Origin of the sequence: Pseudomonas sp. UBA5568 (genome assembly GCF_002425525.1) — a bacterium.
In the GTDB taxonomy this organism is placed as follows: domain Bacteria; phylum Pseudomonadota; class Gammaproteobacteria; order Pseudomonadales; family Pseudomonadaceae; genus Aquipseudomonas; species Aquipseudomonas fulva.
Map to the genome: position 1 here is coordinate 1 of NZ_DIMK01000003.1, position 19,986 is coordinate 19,986.

A 19,986-nucleotide genomic window follows, 5' to 3' on the forward strand; every position below is an offset into this window, starting at 1 on the left:
CGCCTGGGCTACCGCGCGCTTAGAAGCAAAAGCCAAAGCAACAGCAACAGCAACAGCAACAGCAGCAGCAACAGCAACAGCAACAGCAGCCGCGACTGCGACTGCGGGCGATTTGCCTGGGAAAGACATTGGCATGTCTTTTCGAGACTGCGGCATTGCGCCGCAGGCAGTCAACCCTTGGCAAAACCCTGCAAGCCCGTAGAATCGCGCTTCCTTTTCGCCCGTCGCCTTGAACGGTGGCAACCGGCAACCAAGACCGAGTCCGCGCCTGACCCCATGAACGCTCATGTGAAATAGGCTCAACCCTCCCCGCCCGGCCGTCTTCCTGCATGGCCAAGCGGTTGAGTCTTGCCCAGGTCGCATCCGTGCAGCCTCTACCCTACCCGGGTCGACCAGCGTGCGCGCTCGAAAAGGCCAACCTTCGCCTATCCAACTAGAGGTACCTATGTCTGCGCGTTTGCTGGCCATGGCGCTGGCGCCGCTGCTCGGGCTGTTCATCATTGCCCTGGGCAACGGCTTCATGTCTTCTCTGACCACCCTGCGACTCGGCGAGGCTGGCGAGTCTGCCACCACCATCGGCATCGTCTCGTCCACCTACTTCATCGGCCTGACCCTGGGGGCCATCTTCAATGATCGGCTCATCCTGCGCATCGGCCATATCCGCGCCTACACCAGCTTTGCCTCGCTGATCGGCGTCACCATCCTGCTGCAAGGCCTGTTCTATGACGTGACCTGGTGGTCGGTGCTGCGCCTGATCAATGGCTGGGCGGCCGTGGGGGTGTTCCTGGTCATCGAGAGCTGGTTGTTGCTTGCCGGAGACGCCAAGATCCGCGGTCGCCTGCTGGCCTTGTACATGATCGCCTTCTATGGCGCCGGGGTGCTGGCTCAGGCAGGGCTTGGCGAGATCACCCGCCTGGGCGAGACTGCGCCTTTCATGCTGGCAGGTGTGCTGACCGCCCTGTCGGTGTTGCCGATCGTGATCCTGCCACGGGTTTCGCCACTGCTGGACCAGGTAGAGCCGCTCAAGCCGCGGCAACTGCTGGGCGTGGCACCCTCGGGACTGGTGGGATGCTTTGGTTCGGGCGTGGCCATTGCCGGGATCTATACGTTGCTGCCGCTGTATCTCCAACGTATCGGGCTGGACGTCGGCGAAGTAGGCAACATGATGGCCTGGGTCATCCTCGGGGCCATGCTGTTGCAATACCCGGTGGGGCGGTGGTCGGACCGCAAGGACCGTCAGGACGTGCTGATTGCCCTGGCGGCGGTGTGCGCGGCGCTGGCATTGGTCACCGTGTTCCTGCCTTCGGATGCATTCCTGCTGCCGGCGATGCTGTTTCTGCTGGGAGGCGGGGTGTTCACCTTGTATCCGGTGGCGGTCAGCCATGCAGCCGACCGTGCCCCATCCGATGCCTTGGTGCCCATGATCCAAGGGCTGCTGCTAATCAACTCGCTGGGCTCGGCGATGGCGCCGATGGCGATATCACCCGTGATGACCGAGTTTGGCGAAGCCGGGCTTTTCTGGGCGTTTGCCGTGGTCAACCTGTTGATGGTGGGCTTTTTCCTGTGGCGGCGCGGCAAGCGCCCGGCCGCGGAACACCCTGCCCCGTTCACGGCCTCCACCACCTTCTCGCCTACTGGCGCTGAACTGCGGGTCACCGAGGACCTGATGCATGCCGCGCAGGAGCATCCTCCGATGGAAACGGCCGAACCCAAGCCTTCGCACCACGGCGAGGCCTGTTGAGGCAAGCGTGCCCTAACCGACCATCCGTCGCCCTCTGGGCACCTCCTGTGCAGGACTATGCCAAAGCAATGACAGAATCCATGCACAGGAGCTTCGCCATGATTCGCATCCGTAGCCTTTCGCTGTCCGTTGCTTTCGCCTTGGCCACCCTGGCCGGTACCAGTCAGGCCGCCACTGACACCACCAACACCGACATGCACCCGAAAACCGACCAGATGGGCGGCAAGACTGCAGGTGAAGGCAGCAGCGTGAATACCCCAGGCAGCAGCCGTGACAATGACAGCAGCAACGCCGGAGCCGTAGGTGCCCATGACGGTGCTGCGGGCGGCTCCAACAGCACCGGCGAAGCCACTGGCTCAGGCGCAGGCGCCACTGGTGGTCAAGCTGAAGATCAAGACAGTCACTAAGACCACGGTCCAGTGGCCACCCGGCGTAATCATCCGATCGATTACGCTCATAGCAATTTTCCATTGAATGGCCCGCGCAATGTGCAGTAAGCTCGGGCTCATTCACTGGAGAGCAGCATGCAAGCAACCATCCACACACTCGCTACTACCACTGGCCGCGCCCCGCGCCCGGCAGCGGTCGTGACCGTGTGCGTGAACGCACCTGCCTCCTATTACTTCGGGTATTGGTTTAGCCACTAGGCGCCGATACCCACACGGCGTCCACCTTCGAGGGGCCGCCGAACATGAGAATACTCAAACCCCCGGTCGGCCTCCCGACCGGGGGTTTTGTTTTTTCAGGCCTACACCCAAACGATCCAGAGGACAGATTCATGAAATACGACACCTATTACGTAACCAGCACCTCCACCTGGCGATTTAGCCACGTCCGCTCGGGCCAGCCTGCCGCCTCCGACCGGTTCTGCACAGGTGGCACTGATTCAGCCAATAGCCAAACACCGATCTGTCGAACACCTCGATAGGGCCGACTGCGCAGCCATAGTGCCTGCCGTCCGCCCAAGGAAAACCCTCATGCAAGCCTCCAGCCTCGCCCTGCCCCTGACCCAAGCCCAAGCTGCCAATACCGCTGTCAGCCGCCGCCTTCCCAGCCCGCACCTGCTCAAACAACAGATGCCGTTGTCTGCCTCGCTCGCACACCAAGTCCAGGCGCACCGCCAAGCCATTTGCGACATTCTCGAAGGGCGCGACCCTCGCCTGCTTGTCATCGTAGGGCCATGCTCGCTGCATGATCCGCGCGCGGCGCTGGAATATGCCGATCGCCTGGCCGCGTTGAGCCGACAGGTCGGCGAACGCATGCTGCTGGTGATGCGTGCGTACGTGGAAAAACCGCGCACGACGGTGGGCTGGAAGGGCCTGGCTTACGACCCTCACCTCGATGGCAGCGACGACATGCATGCAGGTCTGGCACTGTCGCGGGGGCTGATGCTGGGCATGATCGAACGGGGCCTGCCGGTTGCGACCGAATTGCTGCAGCCCATGGCCGCTGGCTACTTCGACGATGTGCTGGCCTGGGCCGCCATCGGCGCCCGCACCACCGAATCACAGATTCATCGAGAAATGGTCAGCGGGCTGGCGCTGCCGGTAGGCTTCAAGAACGGCACCGATGGCGGCGTTGCCATCGCGACGGACGCCATGCGCAGTGCTGCCCATGCCCACCGGCATTTCGGCATGGATGCACAGGGCTACCCTGCGATCGTCGAAACCCTGGGTAACGCGCATACTCACCTGGTGCTGCGAGGTGGCCATCAAGGTCCGAACTACGACGCCCACAGCCTTGCCCTGGCCCGTCAGGGGCTCGCCAAAGCAGGCCTGCCTGCGCGCATCATGGTCGATTGCAGCCATGCCAACAGTGGCAAGGACCCCGCCCGGCAACCGGCTGTTTTCAACGAGGTGTTGCAACAGCGATTGAGCGGCGACACCTCGATCGTCGGCATGATGATCGAGGGGCACTTGTTCGAGGGTTGTCAGGCCCTGAGCAACGGGGCGCTGAAATACGGCGTGTCCATCACCGATGGCTGTCTTGGCTGGACCACCACTGAGACCTTGTTGCAGGGTGCGGCACGCCTTTTGGGTGAGCGGCAGGCCGAACCCTGCGAGACACGACCGGTTGAAGTGCGTTAGGCTTTGCCTCTTTACCCTCCCAAGGAGCAGTACCCCATGGCACGTGCAACCGCCCGTCACATCCTGGTCAACAGCGAAGACAAGTGCAACGAACTCAAGGCCCAGATCGAAGCGGGTGCCGACTTCGCTGAAATCGCCAAGGCCAACTCCACCTGCCCGTCCAGCCGTCAGGGTGGTGACCTGGGCTCGTTCGGTCCTGGCCAGATGGTCAAGGAATTCGATACCGTGGTCTTCAGCGCCCCGGTCAACACCGTGCAGGGTCCGGTCAAGACTCAGTTCGGCTACCACCTGCTGGAAGTGACCAGCCGCCAGGACTAAGCCCTGCGAAGCAAGCCCGGTAGGAGGGAGTGGCGCAAAGCCGCTGCTTTGGCCTCACGCGAAGGCCCCTGCGGAACCTTTGATCAGCCGCTCCGCTCCTACGCTCAGCCCATCCCGGGCGATGCCCAACGGCTTTCTTCGTTCCAGTCGGCGCCGGCGCGCTGTTAGGGAGCTTTGCATGACCCTCAAAGGCAAGACAGCAGTGATCACAGGTTCCACCAGCGGCATTGGCCTGGGCATTGCCCATGTGCTGGCGCGAGCGGGGGCCAACATCGTGCTCAACGGTTTTGGTGACCCTTCACCTGCCATCGCCAGCCTTGAGCAATTAGGGGTGCAGGTGCGCCATCACCCCGCTGATCTTGCCGATGCCGCGCAGATCGAGGCCATGCTGGACTTTGCCGAACAGGCATTCGGTGCCGTGGATATCCTGGTCAACAATGCCGGGATCCAGCATGTGGCACCTGTCGAGCACTTCCCGGTGGACAGCTGGGACAAGATCATTGCCTTGAACCTGTCTGCGGTCTTCCACGGCACTCGCCTGGTGCTGCCAGGTATGCGCGCCCGCAACTGGGGCCGCATCATCAACATCGCCTCGGTCCATGGGCTCGTCGGCTCCACCGGCAAGGCCGCATATGTCGCCGCCAAGCATGGGGTGATTGGCCTGACCAAGGTCGTAGGGCTGGAAACCGCCATGAGCGGCGTGACCTGCAATGCCCTGTGCCCAGGCTGGGTGTTGACGCCGCTGGTGCAGCAGCAGATCGACGCACGTGCTGCAACCGGCGTCGATCCGCAGCAGGCAGAACGGGAATTGCTCGCGGAAAAACAGCCTTCACAAGCGTTCGTAGCGCCCGAGCACCTGGGCGAGCTTGTGCTGTTTCTATGCAGCGAGGCTGGCAGCCAGGTGCGCGGTGCGGCCTGGAACATGGACGGTGGATGGCTGGCGCAATAAGCCATGCCGATTCGCGGTGGTAGCGGTGCGTCGGGCATAATGGCTGCTTTCTCTCGCTGCATGCACAGGTAGATCATGAAAGCCCAAGCCCGCCACATCCTGGTCAAGACTGCTGACGAAGCCGAAAAGCTCAAGCAGCGCATCGCCAAGGGTGAGGCGTTCGATGTGCTCGCCAGGAAGTTCTCCCTCTGCCCCTCGGGCAAGCGTGGCGGTGATCTTGGAGAGATCCGCCCTGGGCAGATGGTCGGTGCGATCGACCAGGTCATCTTCAAGAAGCCCCTGCGCGTTGTGCATGGGCCCGTGAAGAGCAAATTCGGCTATCACCTGGTGCAGACGTTCTACCGCGACTGAGTCTCAACACTGCCGTCTAAATACCCAGCAACTAGCAGTTCTGCCAGTTGTCGCTCCCAAGCCTTCCTCTGTAAAAAGTGCCTGACCCCGCGCAATTGACGTTGCGCGCTGGCTTTGAATGGAGGCTTTGCTATGCGTGTACGACTGATTGTGGGCTCACTGAGTTTGCTGGGCGCGGCCCTGCCATCCGCTCAGGCAGCTTGTACATTTTCCCCTGGGGCCGGTAACGACACGTATGTCTGCGACAGCGGGTCAGCGCCTTCGCTGGTGGATACCGAGGGTGACAACCGTCTGGTGTTTCCGGCAGGTGGCACCGGCGCCATCGAGGGCGATGTCACCTTTGGCCCAGGCCGGGACAGTATCGACATGGCCTCCGGCACGATCGCCGGCAACGTCAATCAGGGTGGCGGCATCGATGACTTCGTCATGAGCGGCGGCGTGATCGAGGGTAACGTCAACCAGGGTGACGGGCTGGACACCTTCTACATGTCCGGCGGCTGGATCAAGGGCACCTTCGACAGCGGCGACTACGCCGAAATGGACGGCGGCAGGATCGGAAACGTCAACCTGCGCCTGGACAAGAATACCTTCATCATGCGCGGTGGCAGCGTTGACAGGAATGTCATTGCCGCGTTCGACACCGATTACATCGAGGTCTTCGATGGCACTATTGGCGGCAATATCAGCGTCAGCGGCGGCGACGACAGCGTCCTGATCCATGGCGGCAGCGTCGCAGGGGACGTGCTGCTCAGCACGGGCAACGATCGCTTCGTCTGGGACGGCGGGACGATCGGCGGGAAAGTCGATGCCGGGCCGGGCGACGACACTGCGCTGCTCTCCGGGCTTAATCCGGAAACGCTGATCATCACAATCGATGGCGGCGAAGGCAACGATATCCTCACGTTCGACAATAGCCGCGCGGTGGGCGGTGCTCGCTACCTCAACTGGGAGACGGTGGCGTTGACCAATCTTAGTCAGCTGGCGCTCAACGACACCCTGGTCCTTGGAGACGCCGGCACCGGAACCGGCAGGCTCACCCTCGACAGCAACAGCGTCCTTGCCTCAAGCGAGGGCGTGATCACAGCGTTTGGCCCAGGGCAACGCGCATCGGTGAGTAACGCCGGAACGCTCAACCTCACCGAGGGTGGCGATGCCCTGGGCCGTCTTACCATCCAAGGCGACTATGTCGGCGAAAACGGCCTGTTGCGCGTGAACAGTGTGCTGGCCGGTGACAATGCGCCCTCCGATCGCCTGGTGGTCAGCGCCGGGTCCATAACGGGGACGACCGGCCTGATCGTCAACAATCTGGGGGGAGCCGGCGCGTCGACACCCCAGAACGGCATTCAGGTCGTGGAGGCACGCGACGGTGCCACCAGTACGGCTACCGCCTTCGTGCAAACGCAAACCCTTTCGGCGGGTGCCTACGACTATCGATTGTTCAAAGGTGGTGTTACCGCTGGCAGCGAGAACAACTGGTACCTGCGCTCGACGCTGGTGGCGCCACCTGTGGTGACGCCGCCGGCTGAGCCCGAACCCGAGGTCCCTGCCGAGCCGGCCCCCGAACAGCCGGCGGTTACCCCGCCGGTTGCCGCTCCAGCCCCAGGGCAACTGGACTTGCCCGCCCCGATCGCCGGCAACCAGAGCCTGCCGCTGTATCGTCCCGAGGTCGCGGTCTACGCCGCCGCCCCCAGGGGGGCAGCCATCGTGGTGCGCCAGGGGCTGGGCACCTTCCATCAGCGTCAGGGCGACCAGCAGTTGCTGGAGGGCCAGGGCGCACTGCCCGCTGCCTGGGGTCAGGCCTACGGCGGCGCACTCCGTCAACAGTGGAGTGGTACGGTCAGCCCCAGCCTCGATGGCGACCTGTATGGCTTCAAGGTTGGTCAGGACGTGTACGCTCATGTGAGTGATAGCGGTGCCCGTCAACACGCTGGGGTATACCTCAGCCAGTCTCGCCTGACGGCCGGTGTCAAGGGCTTCGCGTTGGCCCAGGAGAACCGTAGCGTCGGTGACTTGCGCCTGGATGGAAAAAGCGCAGGTGCGTACTGGAGCTGGGTGGGTGCGCAAGGTGGCTATCTGGATGGCGTGTTGCAATACACCCGTCTGGATGGGCGGGCGCGCTCGGACCGAGGCGACAAGTTGGACTTGGACGGGGACGCCTGGGCCGCTTCGCTGGAAGCCGGCGTGCCCGTAACCTTGTCATCGCACTGGGCAATCGAGCCGCAGGCACAGGTCATCGCCCAGAAGACCAAGTTCGATACCGCAAATGATCGCGTCTCGCGTATCGATCATGACGCGCAGGTTGAACTCACTGGCCGCATCGGGCTGCGCCTGGAGGGACGATTCCAGCCCAACGGGGCCCGGCTGCTGCAGCCCTACGCGCAAGTGAACCTGTGGCATGGGGACGGCGGCAGGGATGCGCTGGTCTTCGACAAGACGGACAAGGTCAAGACTGATTACCGCTACACCGCCCTGCAAGCCGAAGCAGGCGTTGCAGCGCAACTCAATACTTCGTTGAGCGTGCACGGCGGGATTCAGTACACGACGCATCTGGATAGCCGTGAACAAGAGGCCAGCGGCGTCAACCTGGGCGTACGCTGGCAGTTCTGACAAGTAAGCGGGGGGCGCGGCCANNACTGCCCTTGACTAACGCCGAACGACCAACAGCCCTGCCCCTGCGCTTGCCAGCAGCGCGGCACTGGTGCGATTGAACAACCTATGAGGCCGCGGCCGCGAGAACCATCGCTGCAAATAAGCGCCCACTGCAGCGTAGAGCGCGATGGCTGCCCATTCCAGCAGTAGAAACAAAACCCCTAGTAACAGGAACTGTTGGCCTACCGGCACGGGGCTGGCGACCGATACGAACTGTGGCAGAAAGGCTGTAAATATCAGGATGGCTTTCGGGTTGCCTGCTGCAACCATGAACTCCTGACGCGCCAGGCGCCACCCACTGCGCGCCGAGTACCCAGCATCGACGGCCGCGGCCACTGGCGCACGCCACAGTTGCCACGCCAGATAGAACAGATACACCGCCCCCACCACTTTTATCGCCAGAAACAGGGTTTCGCTGGTATGCAGGACCACGGCCAGGCCCATGGCCGCAAGGCCTATCATGCCGCTGAAAGCAAACAGACGCCCTACCCCGGCAAGGCAAGCGGCGCGCAACCCATAGCGACTGGCATTGTGCAGCGACAACAGGTTGTTGGGACCTGGTGCCATGTTCAGGGCAAAGCAGGCCGGTATGAAAAGCATCAGGCTGGCAAGGTCCATCCCTCTATCCTCTGAATTTAGGGCTGTATCGCAGGTACCAGGCCGCAGCGTCAAGGTACAGTCACGCGCGACAACTGTACGGGCCAGCAGCGTCTGTTTAAGCTGTCAGCCATCACGAGGACCTTCCGATGCCGCGTTCCAATACCCGCCTGTGGCGAGATCCACGCTTGCCGCAGGTCGAGAGCCGCCGTGCCTGCAACAGCCGGGCCTGCTACAAAGCCCATAGCCATCCGACCTTCTCCATCGGTGCCGTGGACGCGGGTTCCAGCCTGTTCACAGGTGCAGGTTGCAGGACCGAGCGGCTCACCCCCGGTACGCTGGTGGCGGTCCCTGCGCACCGGGTCCATGCCTGCAACCCCGAGGCAGACCAGCCCTGGAGCTACCAGATGCTGCATGTGGATGCGCGCTGGCTGGCCGAGCTGCGCACTGAGTCCGGCCTGCCCTGCGGCGCGCCTGAACAACCGGCGCGTGTCAGCCGGGATGCCGAAGCGTACCACCGATTCTGCCAACTCAACGACGTGCTGTTTTCCGAGGCGGCCCCGATGCAAAAGGAGGCCGAGCTGATCGCTTTTCTGTGCGACATGGATTTCGACACCTTCTCGCCCTTGGCCGCAGCACCCGTCCTTCAAGCCCCAGCGCTGCAGGATTTGCTGACGACCCTGCACGACCAGGATCCGGCTCGCCTGACCGTGAAGTCATTGGCCCGGGAGGCAGGCCTTGGTCGTTATCAACTGATTCGCGCGTTTCGGGCTGCCACAGGTCTGACGCCGCACGCCTACTTGCTCAACGCCAGGATCAACCAGGGCCGTCAACTGCTCCGGCAGGGTCACCGACTGGTTCAGGTCGCCCACGACCTGGGGTTCGCCGATCAAAGCCATTTTCAGCGGGTATTCAAGGCGCATGTCGGGATCACACCGGGGCATTACCTCAAGGCTCAGACCATGAAGTAAGGCTGCGCGGTCACCACCTGCAATATTGTTCAATACGCAGCGTGCCTGCAGTCGCACACTCAGGCAACTGATCTCAAGCGCCGAGTCACCTGCGACCATGCAAGCATTTATCCTGATTGCCCTTGCCCACTTCCTGGCGCTGTTGTCGCCCGGGCCGGATTTCTTCCTGATTGCCCGAACCGCAATTGCCAGTGGCTGGCGCGTGGCCAGCGGCGCATGCGTGGGCATTGCCCTGGGCAACGGGGTATTCATCGTGCTGGCCTTCACCGGGGTGTCCATACTGCGCGAGGGCAGCGCGCTGTTCGAGCTGTTGCAACTGGCCGGTGCGGTTTACCTGGTCTATCTGGGTATTGCGTTTCTGCGTCATGCCGGCACTACCAGCATGTCCCCGACTTCGGCCAGCAGCGCACCCACCTGGTGGCGCAACCTGCAGATGGGCCTGCTGTCCGGCCTGCTCAATCCAAAAAATGGGTTGTTTTACGCAAGCCTGGCCAGCCTGGTAGCGGGCAGCTCTACTATGTGGCTGTTGTCGTACGGCATCTGGATGTTCTGCGCGGTGCTTGCCTGGGACCTGCTGGTCGCTGTCAGCATAGGCCACCCGCGGGTACTGCGGCGATTCAGCAGTGCCCTGCCCTTACTCGAACGGCTGTCAGGCCTCGTGTTGCTACTGCTCGGCATCGGTTTGCTGATCACGCTGGCCTGGCGTTGACCAGCATCAGTGTACGCAGGTCCATCAGGCTGAAATGCCCACTGGTCCATCCCCCGGTATCCAAGTGCCACACATTGCCCAGCTGCCTGACAGACTGGACAGTGGTATGACCGACCAGCAGGGCGCGCAACCCTTTTACGGGCGTGGTATCGGCCTGCTTCAAACGTCGCCTTGACCACAGGCAGGTTTCAAGCACGTCTGGGTCATCGTCCAGTTCGAGCCAGGTACGCAGGGTGGACCAGTCGTCGAACGGGCTGTCGGCATGCAACAGGCCAATGGGGCCGCTTGCCGACTCGACCTGCAAGGCGATCGGCATCTGTTCGAAACGCTCGACGAAGCGCAGCTGCTCAGCGGCCGTCGAATCGATGAACCACCCACCCCCTGCTGCACGGTACATCGCCAGGTCCAGCCGGCCGCCACGGACCAGGTTGATCGCCAGCGACTCGTGGTTGCCCTGGACCGCATAAAACCATGGCTGCTCCAGCCAATGCAGGGCTGCCCGGCTAAAGGGCCCGCGATCGACCAGGTCGCCGACGCTGAATAGCCGATCCTTTTCCTTGTTGAAACCGACGGCGTCCAGGCTTTGCTGCAACCGGTCGAAATGGCCGTGTATGTCTCCAACGGCCAGATCCCGACCTTGAACATTGGCACCGACAAGCTGGAAACGCTGCATGACCTTATTCCTTTGCAAGTAGACAAAGACTTTCTAGGACTTTGCCTGGGCAGCATGGCACAAGCGGCTGGTCGGGAGTATGCTCGGCGATCACGTGCCAGGGAAGGAAGTGTCATGAATCTGTGCGCTGCACAACTGGGTTCATTCAAGGGCGATGTGGCGGCCAACGTCAGGCGTCATCTGGCCTGCATCGAACAAGCTGCGAGGCTGGGCGCTGCCGTGATCGTCTTTCCCGAGTTGTCGTTGACCGGTTACGAACCCACCATTGCCCGTCAGGCTGCGCTGCCCCTGGGCTCCCCACGCCTGGACCCGCTGCAAGCGGCAAGTGACCGCCTGGGCATCCTCGTTGTGGCGGGATTACCGTTGCCAACCCCGAACGGCATCCAGATCGGCATGCCGATCTTCACCCCGGGCGCCCCACGCCAAGCCTATGCAAAACAGCGTCTGCACGAAGATGAACTGCCCTACTTCAACGCAGGGGTGAGCACCTCGCTGATTCAGACGGCGCATCACCAAATTGCGCCCGCCATCTGCTATGAATCGATGTTCATGGCACATGCTGCATCGGCACGAGAACGAGGGGCAGACATCTATCTGGTGAGTGTGGCCAAGACGGCAAAAGGCGTAAGCGAAGGACACATGCATTATCCGCAGGTGGCGCGCGAACTGGGCCTGACCGTGCTGATGGCCAACTGCGTTGGACCCGCCGGCGAGTTCCTGGCGGCCGGTGGTTCTGCGGCGTGGGACAGTGAGGGTCGCCTGCTGGCTTGCCTGGACTCCCACAGCGAAGGCCTGCTGCTGCTGGACACCGAGGCTGGCACTGCCAGCGTGATGCCGCTGGATGCGCCCGCGTGATTTACCTGGTACTGGCACTGGCGAGCTACGGGCTAAGCTACTACGTGATCGGGTTGCTAATCGATGGCCAGGTGGCCGACATTGCCGAGGGCATGCGCCATCGCCGTGATGCGCCTGCCCCAGGTCAATACCTGCGGGCTGTTCAGGCACGATTGCGCCGTGTGCGCTGGGAGTATTCACTCATGGTAGGTACATTTCTGACTGCACTCTCGTGCGTTGGCGCCTACTGGCTGGGCTGAAGCCGCAAGTCCAGTGGCAACGTCTGCCGGCCTTCGAGGGCCAATAGCAGTTGTTTGGCGGCCAGGCCACCGGCAAAGCCGGTGAGCCCACCGCCAGTCCCTATCACACGATGACAGGGCGCAATGATCGAAATCGGATTGCGGCCATTGGCAGCGCCTACCGCCCGCACGGCACTGGGGTTGCCGATCTGCTGGGCGATCTGACCATACGTGCGGGTTTCACCAAAGGGTATGCAGAGCAATGCGTCCCACACTCGACGCTGAAACGCCGTCCCAGAGAATTCCAGGGCCAGATCGAAACACTGACGTGAGCCGGCGAAGTATTCGGTCAGTTGACGTGCGGTTTCGATCAGAACGGGGCAGTGATCGTCACGCTGCAACGGACCAAGACGCACTCTGTTTTCCCGCTCCTGCTCCCACAGCACGGCGATCAGCCTTTGATCCCGAGAGACAAGGGTCAGCGTGCCAACCAGCGATGGCATGAGGGTGTACAGGCTGGGCATACCGCTACTCGGAAATGAAAAGGCAGCGTGCGGGGGGTGCTTATGACAAAGCGACTAACCGTAATGGAACTGAATTACTGCGAATCGGCACCGGTCAACACTTGTGAACGCTGCAAGAAACTGACGAGGTGAATCATGACTATCGAAGCTGAGACGCTCGCACAACTCGCTCAAGCCCTGAAGGCACAAGGGGCCAGGTTGATCGCTGACCTGACGTTCATCCGCGCGCCTTACCGGTGTGGCAAGCGCTGGGTATGCAATGTAGTACGCCGCAAAACCGCACGCAAGCCTGCACTGCTTCAATGAACGGCGCGCCGCAACTACCACGCTCTTGAATAGGCGAAGGACCGCCCTTTTTCCTGCGATCACGCCCGCCTGCAAACCCGCCTGACGCACCTGTCACTCAAGGCATTCGCGTGCCGCCACCCTTAGCTTGTCGCCCGACAGAAAGCTGCCTTTATAGAATGTCGCGCGGCTACCCTCCCCCGACTCGATCACCTCCAGCACATCATCGGTCGTCACCGCACTAGGCGCCGTCATGCGTACGCCATGGGGGATGGATTTCTGCGTTGAATTGGGTGCCAAGGCCTGCCATTGCGGCATAACGCAGGCGGCATATTGCTGGGGCGTTTTGGATGTGAGCTTGCTTGCAGTGGGCTTGCCGGGTGAAGCGCAGCCCACGAGTGCTACACACAGCGCCGCCACGACATACAGGAAGTTAGGCATTTCTTTGGCCTCGATCAGTCGCGGGCATTTTAGCAAGTGAAAGGGCCAAGGAGGAATGGACCATCGTCGAATTCCGGAAACATCACGGTTGCCCTTTTTTACCGGCGTGCGGAACGAATGCAGCCTGTCTTGTTTCTGATGAGCAATCATGCACAGCCACACAAATGTGGGCACTGCTTGACTGATTTAATTGGGCGATTCGCTGGAGTCCTACATGGTGTGGTGGCTAGAAGTGCTAGCACAATTTGCAACATCGACCGGTCTGGCCGTGGTGTGCATCCTGGTGTTCTGGACCTACGGGCTGGCGTTCGGCAGGTTGTACATGAAGCTGCTCGCTTGCCTGCTGGCCAGCGTGCTGCTGATGGTCGCTGCATTCCCGCATGGGGTGAATTTTGCTACAGGCCTGGGCGCAACAGTAGGCAACAGTCACTCATTGTCGTTGTTCCTGGCTGACGCCAGCGGGGTTATCGCCGCAGTTCTGATCGCCTCTTTTTTCTTCAACCCGGAACGCTTGATAGAGTAGGCGGCGCTGTGCAGGTTGTCGCCTGACAGTTCTGCCAGTAGCAAGGGCAGGTATAGGGTGGCAATGTCATCAGGCCAATCCCGGCACGCGAACCCTTCAGCCAAGGATGCCGAGCCCATGAACGAGTCGTCTAAACAAACGCGGTTGTTTTACCAGAACGGTAAGCTGATAACCCTCGTGAGCCCCGAGCAGCGTCAGCAGATCTTTCGCTCCCCTGATACAGCGCTTGCCGAAACGCGTGTTGATAGTGGCCCGGCCTTGCTGGGTACTGACGCTCAGGGATCGGTTCTAATGGTGCAATCCGAAGATCAAGCACCCTCCTGATTGGGGTCGTAGGCAGGTGGAGAAAGAGCGTGGGCACAGGCGTTCCCTTCCGTTGCTGGAAGCCGGGCCAAGCGCAGCGGCTGACAAACATGCTAACGTTGAACGCATCGCCCATCGAGTCAACATGTTCATGGAATCACTTGACTGCATCAAATCGGACTTGGTCAAAACCGCAGATCATCTAGAAGAACTTGGCAAAGCCATGAACGGCCATGCGCGCTTCATGCAGGCGCGGGGTGCTCATCCGGATCAGATCGACGTGAACGCACACATTGAAGCCCTTGCACAGGTAACCGAAGCCCTGCGGGAGGTGGCAACCAAGATGCAGAGCTCACTTAGCCCTGCCGTGCGTAACAAGTGACGCATTGAGTACAATCCCATCCCCCGAAGATCGTCTCAATGAAACCTGAGCTTGACCACCTTGCTCAGCGCCCAGCCGCCGAATACGTAGAACAGGTCCAGGTAGAAGCGGCCGGCATAGTTGGGCATAGGGTGGTTGTCGATGAGCTGCTCAGGACCGGGGGCAGGCGGCATGAGCGCGTAAAGTGCGTTCGGGATCAAGGCCAGGGCGATCAGCAGCAAGTAGGCTGCCCCTTTGATCCAGTGCGCGCGTGGTGTAGGCCTGGCTGACCATTTGACGCCGTAATACGCGATCAGGCCTGCCACGGGCAATACCCAGAAATGTGTTGGGATGCCAATGAACATTTCAGCTACAGCACTTCTTGTTTCCACGCACTTTCCTCCGATTGAATACGCGAAGTATTGCGGTTGAGTGCGTCAAAAGCAAAGTGCTCATGACGCCTCTACGCGCTTGGCTTCTACTTCAGTATTCAGTTAGCTGTCGTGGCGAAAAGCATCGGGCACTCCCAGTGCCGCGGTCATGTCGCTGGGTTTGCATCCAGCGTGGATGCAAACCCAGTACACGTCTCGTACCAAGCGTAGTAGCGTTCGCCTTTCGACGAACTGCCAAGGTCCGTTGCTTATGTCCATGGACCGGGCCACTCACGAACTGGGAAGTCAAATGGAACACGTTCATTCCGTCAGCCAAGACGTCATCGATTCAGCACTCATTGCGTTTTCACGTTTCAAGATTGGTGAGATCAAGGTTTACGATCTGGAAAATGCAATGAGTTATGAAGCCGGACAAGCGCTTGCCCGCAGCGGGCTGGTGCGATTCTCGATTCACAAGCTGCCATCGGGACGGTACCGCATCAGTGACGAGGGCGAGAACGCGATCACCGAAGCAGGCCGCGAACGGCTGGAGATGATTAGGGGTTGAGCTGATAGTTGGCTGAAATAAATCCCCAGAGATGCAGCTGCAGACGGCACAGGATTGACCCGTGCCGTCTCGCACCCTCAAGTACCCTGACTCCAATGAGCAGCGATCGCCAGCACGACGAAAGCCACCACCGCCTCCACAACAAGGTAGATACCGTAGAAGTCCTCTGAAAACATACGCAACTTTCCGCTTGAATAACGACTGACCTGAGCCGAATGACCCGGCGCCTGAATCAGATAAGCGGTGGCATTCAGAAGTTCATGCCCGGTAAAAACTGTCAGGCGACTCCAGGCGGAATGCCATCCTTGTTCTTGTCCTTGAGTCGCGCTTTTTCCTCCTCGGTGGCGTGAGCCGGTACCTGATCTTTTTTGGGTTCAGGTTGCTGTTCAGTCATGTTCAAACTCCTCAACGTGTGAAACGTTGGGCATTTGTTGCGCTCAGCAGTTCAGACGTATCGGCAGCCATCATGTTCCATGACCGCTCTTGGGGATGCTCTGGGAATTGAAAGAAGCCACTTCGCGGGCCCTCATGACGCCCCAGGCCAATGCCCGGGACATGGACTCCTTTGGGCGGTCGTCGAACGCCTCCTCATAGACAGGCACGCCGCCAGGGGCATAGACACCTATGAACAGCTGAACGAGGCCTTTTCGGGACAGACGAACCTGTACATTAATCGACGTCTTGTCGCTTAATGTCTCTTCGTGCGCGCGATGGTGCAACGTAGGGTCAGCCCAGGACCAGAACACACTGCCGCGTATCCGCATCGCGCCTCCTAATACTTTAGTCTAATGGCCGCTAAGAGGGACATTAGCCGCCTGCCGCTTGGGCTACTAGCGAAATATGGCATCGAACCTCATCGATCAGACGAGCGGGAACGTCGGTGCCATAATGCTGGGCTGTCGCGATAGAGCGCCATTAGCGATGCCTGGACGCACTGCACATCTACCGCGAGCATCAATCATGAATTCGTTACTGACCTTCTTCGCAGCTGCGGTGTTGCCACTGTTGGCGATCGCCCTGACGGTCATGGCGCACCGGCACGTCATGCAGAAATGGCGAGCGAAAATCGATACCGAAGTTGCACAGGCCTTGAGCACCTTGGTGTCACCACTTATACACTGCTCGTGGACAAATTGACTTCGCCCAGCACCGACAGAACTGCCCAGGTCTATCGCATTCTCCTTGGCGAGCGCGGAGACTACGATCTGGTCATGAGCATCGGAGAGCAGCCAGGCCTGCTCAAGCCGTTGAGCAAGGAACGGGCTTTGCTGGCTGTGCGGGTCAATGGCTAATGTGCTTTGGCGGTGGCCGATCAGGCATCTCACTAGGTGTCAGAATTCGAGAGCATGCGCTTGGTCGGCTTCTTGTAGAAAGCGTGTTTATCAGCGGCATGATGAACGTTGAACGATAGGAGATGACGCGCGCTGGCTGAGTAAAGGGTCGAAACTTACCGCTGAGTCAACGGACCTATCCGATTCGACTTTAATCTGCCCTGCCAGTTGCCAGTACCGTACTACGTGGGACATTTGAGGGCTGAATGTGCAATGAATAAAGGTCTACTGATCGGGCTGGTGGTGACCCTGCTTACGGGGTGCAATCATTATTTCAACAGCCCCTATGGAAGTCGCTGGGATCAACGAAATATCCCCTGTGACGCCACGCCACCTAATCAACCTGGGTGCTACGACAATGTGCACCAAGAGGGGCTGCTCAACAGGCTTTTAAGAAAGGACTAGTCATGCCTGCTTTCTTGGCCCGCTTGTTCAAGCGCACAGATAAGCCAGGGCACGCTGAACTCAACCGTTCAACCGACTCCAGCCAGATCAGCCCTCCCTCCTCCGTGCCCTTCATGGACAACGACGAGACCACGCGCCTGACCACAACCTGCTCGATACGAAGCTACGACGTAAGCGCACCAGCCATTACACGTTGCAATTGAAGTTGCGTAATGGCTGACATCCCATCCAAGCGATTCCTAGATGGAGCGTTGATTTATCCTGGCCGATAGAGCTTCAGCGCTTTCTTTTCGCTCCGAATATCGATCTACCAAATAGCCCTCACGGCCACGAACCAGCAGCGTGAACTTCACCAGTTCCTCCATCACATCGACCACGCGGTCATAGTACGGCGAAGGTTTCATTCGGCCAGCATCGTCGAACTCCAGATACGCCTTCGGCACGGACGACTGATTCGGGATGGTCAGCATGCGCATCCATCGACCTAACACACGCATCTGGTTCACAGCGTTGAATGACTGAGACCCGCCGCACACCTGCATCACCGCGAGTGTTTTGCCTTGGGTTGGCCGCACGGCACCCAGGGTCAAAGGAATCCAATCGATCTGCGCTTTGAATACCCCGGACATAGCGCCATGACGCTCGGGGGAACACCATACCTGTCCGTCTGACCACAGCACCAGATTACGCAGCTCTTGTACCTTCGGGTGTTCGACTGGCGCGTCATCCGGCAAGGGCAAACCTGACGGATCGAAAATCACCGTCTCGGCGCCCATGTACTGGAGCAGTCTAGCGGCCTCTTGCGTCAAGAGACGACTGAACGAACGCTCTCTGGTCGATCCATAGAGCAGAAGGATGCGTGGTTTGACGTTCGACGCATCAGCCAGGTTAAGCTTATCGGCAGTGGGCAGATCCATCAGCAACAGATCGAGGGCAGGAAAGGCCTCGGCAGAGTCGATATCGAACTCGTTCATCACAATGCTCCAATCCGATCCAAAGCCTGCTTCAGGTCGTCGCCTTGAAGTGTCTTCAGATCCAACGCGAATAACGCTGCGAACCGCCTTTTGATGTGTTCAACCGTTGCGTCGAATGCGACCTGAATAGCCTCGTCGCTGCCATCCACTTCCGATGGGTCAGGCAGCCCCCAGTGGCTCTTGATGGCCGGGCCAAAATACACCGGACAGGCTTCGCTACTTGCCTTGTCGCACACAGTGATCACGATATCGGGTGGCGAGTCCGCGAACGCTTCTGATCCCTTGCTATAAAGGGCGGACGTGTCGACACCCAGTCCTTGCAGCGTGCTCACCGCACGGGGATTTAGTTTGCCGCTGGGGAGGCTGCCCGAACTGATGGCCGTGAAGCCGTCCGGCGCAACATGGTTGAACAGTCCTTCGGACAGGACGCTGCGACAGCTATTGGCCGTACACATGAACAGCATCTTCATAAGTTACTCCTACCTGCTGATGCTCAAGCGCACGGCAAGCGCTGCCAGTGTCAGCAGCAGAATGGGGAAAGTGATTACGCAGCCAACCTTGAAGTAGTAACCCCAAGTGATGCGGATGTTTTTCTGAGCCAGGACATGCAGCCACAGCAGCGTCGCCAGACTACCGATGGGGGTTATCTTGGGGCCAAGGTCGCAGCCGATGATGTTGGCGTACACCATGGCTTCGTGGGCGAGCCCCGTCGCGCCACTGTCCTGAATCGACAAGGCACCAATCAGCACGCTGGGCATGTTGTTCATGACAGATGACAGCAGCGCAGCCGTGAAACCGGTGCCGAGTGTCGCAACCCACAGACCATGATCGGCGAAGGTGCCGAACAATGAGCCGAGTCCTTCTGTCAGCCCTGCATTCTTCAGGCCGTAGATCACCAGATACATGCCAAGTGAAAACAATACGACCTGCCAGGGTGCGTTGAGCATGACTTTGCGGGTCGAGATCACATGCCCTTTCGCGGCAATTATCAGCAACACCAGTGCGCATACAGCGGCGACAGCACTGATCGGTATGCCTAGGGGCTCAAGGGCGAACAAACCGACTAGCAGATGCAGCAACACCCACCAGCCAGCAATGAACGTATGGCGATCCTTGATGGCCTCTTCTGGTCGCGGTAGTTCTTCGGGTGAGTACGCCAGCGGTACCTCTTTTCGATAAAACAACCAAAGCATGCCTAGCGTCGCCCCGACACTGGCCAGATTCACCGGCCACATAATCGAGGCGTACTGACCAAATCCGATGTCGAAAAAATCGGCAGAGACGATGTTCACAAGGTTCGAGACAACCAGCGGCAAGCTGGCAGTGTCGGCAATGAAGCCGGCAGCCATCACGAAAGCCAAGGTTGCTGCCGGGCTAAAGCGCAGCGCCGTAAGCATTGCGATGACAATGGGGGTCAGAATCAATGCTGCGCCATCATTAGCAAACAGGGCCGAGACAGCTGCACCCAAGAGTACCAGTAGTGCAAACAGGCGTGCCCCGCTGCCTCTCCCCCAACGAGCCACATGAAGCGCTACCCACTCGAAAAAGCCTGCCTCATCCAGCAGGAGGCTGATGATGATCACCGCAATGAAGGTCGCCGTTGCGTTCCACACAATGTGCCAGACCACCGGGATATCACTGAGCGCAACAACGCCAGTTAGCAACGCGACCACCGCTCCGGCAGACGCACTCCAACCCACGCCAAGCCCTCGGGGTTGCCAGATCACCAGTACCAGCGTTACCAGAAAAATAGACACTGCCAACAACATCTCGGGTCTCCAA

The 19,986-nt window shown here is 60.1% G+C and carries 27 protein-coding genes; 18 read left to right on the forward strand and 9 right to left on the reverse strand.

Features of this window, described 5'->3' with window-relative positions:
• The 8 genes from B2S33_RS01645 to B2S33_RS01680 form a co-directional block, all read left to right on the forward strand.
• Positions 1-202 (forward strand): hypothetical protein (locus B2S33_RS01645; protein WP_288649583.1); only part of this gene is annotated, 202 nt, incomplete at its 5' end.
• 243 nt (positions 203-445) lie between these two features.
• A complete protein-coding gene (locus tag B2S33_RS01650; RefSeq protein ID WP_028687876.1) occupies positions 446-1,741 on the forward strand; it encodes an MFS transporter in 1,296 nt (431 codons plus the stop codon).
• Between the two features lie 98 nt (positions 1,742-1,839).
• Positions 1,840-2,148: a hypothetical protein gene (locus tag B2S33_RS01655; protein WP_128610515.1), complete on the forward strand. Its 309-nt coding sequence runs from the start codon at positions 1,840-1,842 to the stop codon at positions 2,146-2,148.
• Between the two features lie 570 nt (positions 2,149-2,718).
• Positions 2,719-3,828: a 3-deoxy-7-phosphoheptulonate synthase gene (locus tag B2S33_RS01660; protein ID WP_049696004.1), complete on the forward strand. Its 1,110-nt coding sequence runs from the start codon at positions 2,719-2,721 to the stop codon at positions 3,826-3,828.
• 36 nt (positions 3,829-3,864) lie between these two features.
• A complete protein-coding gene (locus B2S33_RS01665) occupies positions 3,865-4,146 on the forward strand; it encodes a peptidylprolyl isomerase (RefSeq protein WP_027916366.1) in 282 nt (93 codons plus the stop codon).
• A 178-nt stretch (positions 4,147-4,324) separates the two neighbouring features.
• Positions 4,325-5,095, forward strand: a complete 771-nt coding sequence (gene hbdH, locus B2S33_RS01670) for a 3-hydroxybutyrate dehydrogenase (RefSeq protein ID WP_027916367.1) — start codon at positions 4,325-4,327, stop codon at positions 5,093-5,095.
• 75 nt (positions 5,096-5,170) lie between these two features.
• Positions 5,171-5,446: a peptidylprolyl isomerase gene (locus tag B2S33_RS01675; RefSeq protein WP_027916368.1), complete on the forward strand. Its 276-nt coding sequence runs from the start codon at positions 5,171-5,173 to the stop codon at positions 5,444-5,446.
• A 132-nt stretch (positions 5,447-5,578) separates the two neighbouring features.
• A complete protein-coding gene (locus B2S33_RS01680; protein ID WP_088523774.1) occupies positions 5,579-8,053 on the forward strand; it encodes an autotransporter outer membrane beta-barrel domain-containing protein in 2,475 nt (824 codons plus the stop codon).
• Between the two features lie 36 nt (positions 8,054-8,089).
• On the opposite strand, the gene B2S33_RS01685 is transcribed toward B2S33_RS01680, so the two are convergent.
• Positions 8,090-8,713: a LysE family translocator gene (locus B2S33_RS01685; RefSeq protein WP_288649587.1), complete on the reverse strand. Its 624-nt coding sequence runs from the start codon at positions 8,711-8,713 to the stop codon at positions 8,090-8,092.
• A gap of 128 nt (positions 8,714-8,841) precedes the next feature.
• On the opposite strand from B2S33_RS01685, the gene B2S33_RS01690 reads away from it, so the two are divergent.
• Together B2S33_RS01690 and B2S33_RS01695 are read left to right on the forward strand one after the other, a co-directional pair.
• On the forward strand, positions 8,842-9,663 hold the full coding sequence (locus B2S33_RS01690; protein ID WP_288649589.1) for a helix-turn-helix transcriptional regulator: 822 nt from the start codon (positions 8,842-8,844) through the stop codon (positions 9,661-9,663).
• Between the two features lie 97 nt (positions 9,664-9,760).
• On the forward strand, positions 9,761-10,372 hold the full coding sequence (locus B2S33_RS01695) for a LysE family translocator (protein WP_288649590.1): 612 nt from the start codon (positions 9,761-9,763) through the stop codon (positions 10,370-10,372).
• Here B2S33_RS01695 and B2S33_RS01700 read toward each other — a convergent pair.
• Positions 10,353-11,045 carry a metallophosphoesterase gene (locus B2S33_RS01700; protein ID WP_242810444.1) on the reverse strand — a complete coding sequence of 231 codons (693 nt, stop codon included), beginning with the start codon at positions 11,043-11,045 and terminating at the stop codon, positions 10,353-10,355. The two genes, B2S33_RS01695 and B2S33_RS01700, sit on opposite strands and share 20 nt — an antisense overlap.
• A 114-nt stretch (positions 11,046-11,159) precedes the next feature.
• Between B2S33_RS01700 and B2S33_RS01705 the strand changes: the two genes are divergently transcribed.
• Entirely contained in the window at positions 11,160-11,900 is a 741-nt protein-coding gene (locus tag B2S33_RS01705; protein ID WP_288649592.1) for a carbon-nitrogen hydrolase family protein, read from the forward strand.
• Complete coding sequence (locus B2S33_RS01710; RefSeq protein WP_027916375.1) at positions 11,897-12,139, forward strand: hypothetical protein; 243 nt, start codon at positions 11,897-11,899, stop codon at positions 12,137-12,139. The genes B2S33_RS01705 and B2S33_RS01710 overlap by 4 nt, the downstream gene beginning before the upstream one ends.
• Here the strand turns inward: B2S33_RS01710 and B2S33_RS01715 are convergent.
• The gene (locus tag B2S33_RS01715) at positions 12,124-12,642 is read right to left on the reverse strand and encodes a methylated-DNA--[protein]-cysteine S-methyltransferase (RefSeq protein WP_027916376.1); all 519 of its coding nucleotides are present in this window, start codon (positions 12,640-12,642) and stop codon (positions 12,124-12,126) included. The two genes, B2S33_RS01710 and B2S33_RS01715, sit on opposite strands and share 16 nt — an antisense overlap.
• 135 nt (positions 12,643-12,777) lie before the next feature.
• Here B2S33_RS01715 and B2S33_RS01720 point away from each other — a divergent pair, with 135 nt between their 5' ends.
• On the forward strand, positions 12,778-12,948 hold the full coding sequence (locus B2S33_RS01720; protein WP_023533860.1) for a hypothetical protein: 171 nt from the start codon (positions 12,778-12,780) through the stop codon (positions 12,946-12,948).
• Positions 12,949-13,041: 93 nt separating this feature from the next.
• Here the strand turns inward: B2S33_RS01720 and B2S33_RS01725 are convergent, their stop codons facing one another.
• The gene (locus B2S33_RS01725; protein ID WP_027916377.1) at positions 13,042-13,368 is read right to left on the reverse strand and encodes a hypothetical protein; all 327 of its coding nucleotides are present in this window, start codon (positions 13,366-13,368) and stop codon (positions 13,042-13,044) included.
• 214 nt (positions 13,369-13,582) lie between these two features.
• Between B2S33_RS01725 and B2S33_RS01730 the strand changes: the two genes are divergently transcribed.
• The 3 genes from B2S33_RS01730 to B2S33_RS01740 all read left to right on the forward strand — a co-directional run bounded on the left by B2S33_RS01730 (position 13,583) and on the right by B2S33_RS01740 (position 14,576).
• A complete protein-coding gene (locus tag B2S33_RS01730; RefSeq protein WP_023533881.1) occupies positions 13,583-13,891 on the forward strand; it encodes a hypothetical protein in 309 nt (102 codons plus the stop codon).
• Positions 13,892-14,008: 117 nt separating this feature from the next.
• Complete coding sequence (locus tag B2S33_RS01735; RefSeq protein WP_028687870.1) at positions 14,009-14,215, forward strand: hypothetical protein; 207 nt, start codon at positions 14,009-14,011, stop codon at positions 14,213-14,215.
• A gap of 124 nt (positions 14,216-14,339) precedes the next feature.
• A complete protein-coding gene (locus B2S33_RS01740) occupies positions 14,340-14,576 on the forward strand; it encodes a hypothetical protein (RefSeq protein WP_305955242.1) in 237 nt (78 codons plus the stop codon).
• Between the two features lie 35 nt (positions 14,577-14,611).
• Here B2S33_RS01740 and B2S33_RS01745 read toward each other — a convergent pair whose 3' ends face one another.
• Entirely contained in the window at positions 14,612-14,920 is a 309-nt protein-coding gene (locus tag B2S33_RS01745) for a hypothetical protein (protein WP_027916379.1), read from the reverse strand.
• A 316-nt stretch (positions 14,921-15,236) separates the two neighbouring features.
• Here B2S33_RS01745 and B2S33_RS01750 point away from each other — a divergent pair, with 316 nt between their 5' ends.
• A complete protein-coding gene (locus B2S33_RS01750) occupies positions 15,237-15,494 on the forward strand; it encodes a hypothetical protein (RefSeq protein ID WP_027916380.1) in 258 nt (85 codons plus the stop codon).
• 464 nt (positions 15,495-15,958) lie between these two features.
• Here the strand turns inward: B2S33_RS01750 and B2S33_RS01755 are convergent, their stop codons facing one another.
• Positions 15,959-16,258: a hypothetical protein gene (locus tag B2S33_RS01755; RefSeq protein WP_027916381.1), complete on the reverse strand. Its 300-nt coding sequence runs from the start codon at positions 16,256-16,258 to the stop codon at positions 15,959-15,961.
• Between the two features lie 360 nt (positions 16,259-16,618).
• Between B2S33_RS01755 and B2S33_RS01760 the strand changes: the two genes are divergently transcribed.
• Complete coding sequence (locus tag B2S33_RS01760) at positions 16,619-16,786, forward strand: hypothetical protein (RefSeq protein WP_288649594.1); 168 nt, start codon at positions 16,619-16,621, stop codon at positions 16,784-16,786.
• Positions 16,787-17,469: 683 nt separating this feature from the next.
• Here B2S33_RS01760 and arsH read toward each other — a convergent pair.
• The 3 genes from arsH to B2S33_RS01775 are packed head-to-tail and all read right to left on the reverse strand — an operon-like array spanning position 17,470 to position 19,973.
• Positions 17,470-18,204, reverse strand: coding sequence for an arsenical resistance protein ArsH (arsH, locus tag B2S33_RS01765; RefSeq protein ID WP_027916384.1), 735 nt, complete (start codon positions 18,202-18,204; stop codon positions 17,470-17,472).
• The gene (locus B2S33_RS01770) at positions 18,204-18,674 is read right to left on the reverse strand and encodes an arsenate reductase ArsC (RefSeq protein ID WP_059184053.1); all 471 of its coding nucleotides are present in this window, start codon (positions 18,672-18,674) and stop codon (positions 18,204-18,206) included. The genes arsH and B2S33_RS01770 overlap by 1 nt, the downstream gene beginning before the upstream one ends.
• 9 nt (positions 18,675-18,683) lie before the next feature.
• Entirely contained in the window at positions 18,684-19,973 is a 1,290-nt protein-coding gene (locus tag B2S33_RS01775) for an arsenic transporter (RefSeq protein ID WP_140174291.1), read from the reverse strand.
• Positions 19,974-19,986: the final 13 nt, after the last annotated feature.

What these genes read in the sequence shown, in the direction of transcription:
- B2S33_RS01730 (WP_023533881.1), top strand. Translation starts at nt 13,583, where the DNA reads ATGGTGTGGTGGCTAGAAGTGCTAGCACAATTTGCAACATCGACCGGT.
- B2S33_RS01720 (WP_023533860.1), top strand. Translation starts at nt 12,778, where the DNA reads ATGACTATCGAAGCTGAGACGCTCGCACAACTCGCTCAAGCCCTGAAG.
- B2S33_RS01725 (WP_027916377.1), bottom strand. Translation starts at nt 13,368, where the DNA reads ATGCCTAACTTCCTGTATGTCGTGGCGGCGCTGTGTGTAGCACTCGTG.
- B2S33_RS01735 (WP_028687870.1), top strand. Translation starts at nt 14,009, where the DNA reads ATGAACGAGTCGTCTAAACAAACGCGGTTGTTTTACCAGAACGGTAAG.
- B2S33_RS01705 (WP_288649592.1), top strand. Translation starts at nt 11,160, where the DNA reads ATGAATCTGTGCGCTGCACAACTGGGTTCATTCAAGGGCGATGTGGCG.
- B2S33_RS01740 (WP_305955242.1), top strand. Translation starts at nt 14,340, where the DNA reads ATGTTCATGGAATCACTTGACTGCATCAAATCGGACTTGGTCAAAACC.
- B2S33_RS01755 (WP_027916381.1), bottom strand. Translation starts at nt 16,258, where the DNA reads ATGCGGATACGCGGCAGTGTGTTCTGGTCCTGGGCTGACCCTACGTTG.
- B2S33_RS01715 (WP_027916376.1), bottom strand. Translation starts at nt 12,642, where the DNA reads ATGCCCAGCCTGTACACCCTCATGCCATCGCTGGTTGGCACGCTGACC.
- B2S33_RS01700 (WP_242810444.1), bottom strand. Translation starts at nt 11,045, where the DNA reads ATGCAGCGTTTCCAGCTTGTCGGTGCCAATGTTCAAGGTCGGGATCTG.
- B2S33_RS01655 (WP_128610515.1), top strand. Translation starts at nt 1,840, where the DNA reads ATGATTCGCATCCGTAGCCTTTCGCTGTCCGTTGCTTTCGCCTTGGCC.
- B2S33_RS01665 (WP_027916366.1), top strand. Translation starts at nt 3,865, where the DNA reads ATGGCACGTGCAACCGCCCGTCACATCCTGGTCAACAGCGAAGACAAG.
- B2S33_RS01770 (WP_059184053.1), bottom strand. Translation starts at nt 18,674, where the DNA reads ATGAAGATGCTGTTCATGTGTACGGCCAATAGCTGTCGCAGCGTCCTG.
- B2S33_RS01690 (WP_288649589.1), top strand. Translation starts at nt 8,842, where the DNA reads ATGCCGCGTTCCAATACCCGCCTGTGGCGAGATCCACGCTTGCCGCAG.
- B2S33_RS01750 (WP_027916380.1), top strand. Translation starts at nt 15,237, where the DNA reads ATGGAACACGTTCATTCCGTCAGCCAAGACGTCATCGATTCAGCACTC.
- B2S33_RS01660 (WP_049696004.1), top strand. Translation starts at nt 2,719, where the DNA reads ATGCAAGCCTCCAGCCTCGCCCTGCCCCTGACCCAAGCCCAAGCTGCC.
- hbdH (WP_027916367.1), top strand. Translation starts at nt 4,325, where the DNA reads ATGACCCTCAAAGGCAAGACAGCAGTGATCACAGGTTCCACCAGCGGC.
- B2S33_RS01650 (WP_028687876.1), top strand. Translation starts at nt 446, where the DNA reads ATGTCTGCGCGTTTGCTGGCCATGGCGCTGGCGCCGCTGCTCGGGCTG.
- B2S33_RS01695 (WP_288649590.1), top strand. Translation starts at nt 9,761, where the DNA reads ATGCAAGCATTTATCCTGATTGCCCTTGCCCACTTCCTGGCGCTGTTG.
- B2S33_RS01745 (WP_027916379.1), bottom strand. Translation starts at nt 14,920, where the DNA reads ATGTTCATTGGCATCCCAACACATTTCTGGGTATTGCCCGTGGCAGGC.
- B2S33_RS01675 (WP_027916368.1), top strand. Translation starts at nt 5,171, where the DNA reads ATGAAAGCCCAAGCCCGCCACATCCTGGTCAAGACTGCTGACGAAGCC.
- B2S33_RS01685 (WP_288649587.1), bottom strand. Translation starts at nt 8,713, where the DNA reads ATGGACCTTGCCAGCCTGATGCTTTTCATACCGGCCTGCTTTGCCCTG.
- B2S33_RS01775 (WP_140174291.1), bottom strand. Translation starts at nt 19,973, where the DNA reads ATGTTGTTGGCAGTGTCTATTTTTCTGGTAACGCTGGTACTGGTGATC.
- B2S33_RS01680 (WP_088523774.1), top strand. Translation starts at nt 5,579, where the DNA reads ATGCGTGTACGACTGATTGTGGGCTCACTGAGTTTGCTGGGCGCGGCC.
- arsH (WP_027916384.1), bottom strand. Translation starts at nt 18,204, where the DNA reads ATGAACGAGTTCGATATCGACTCTGCCGAGGCCTTTCCTGCCCTCGAT.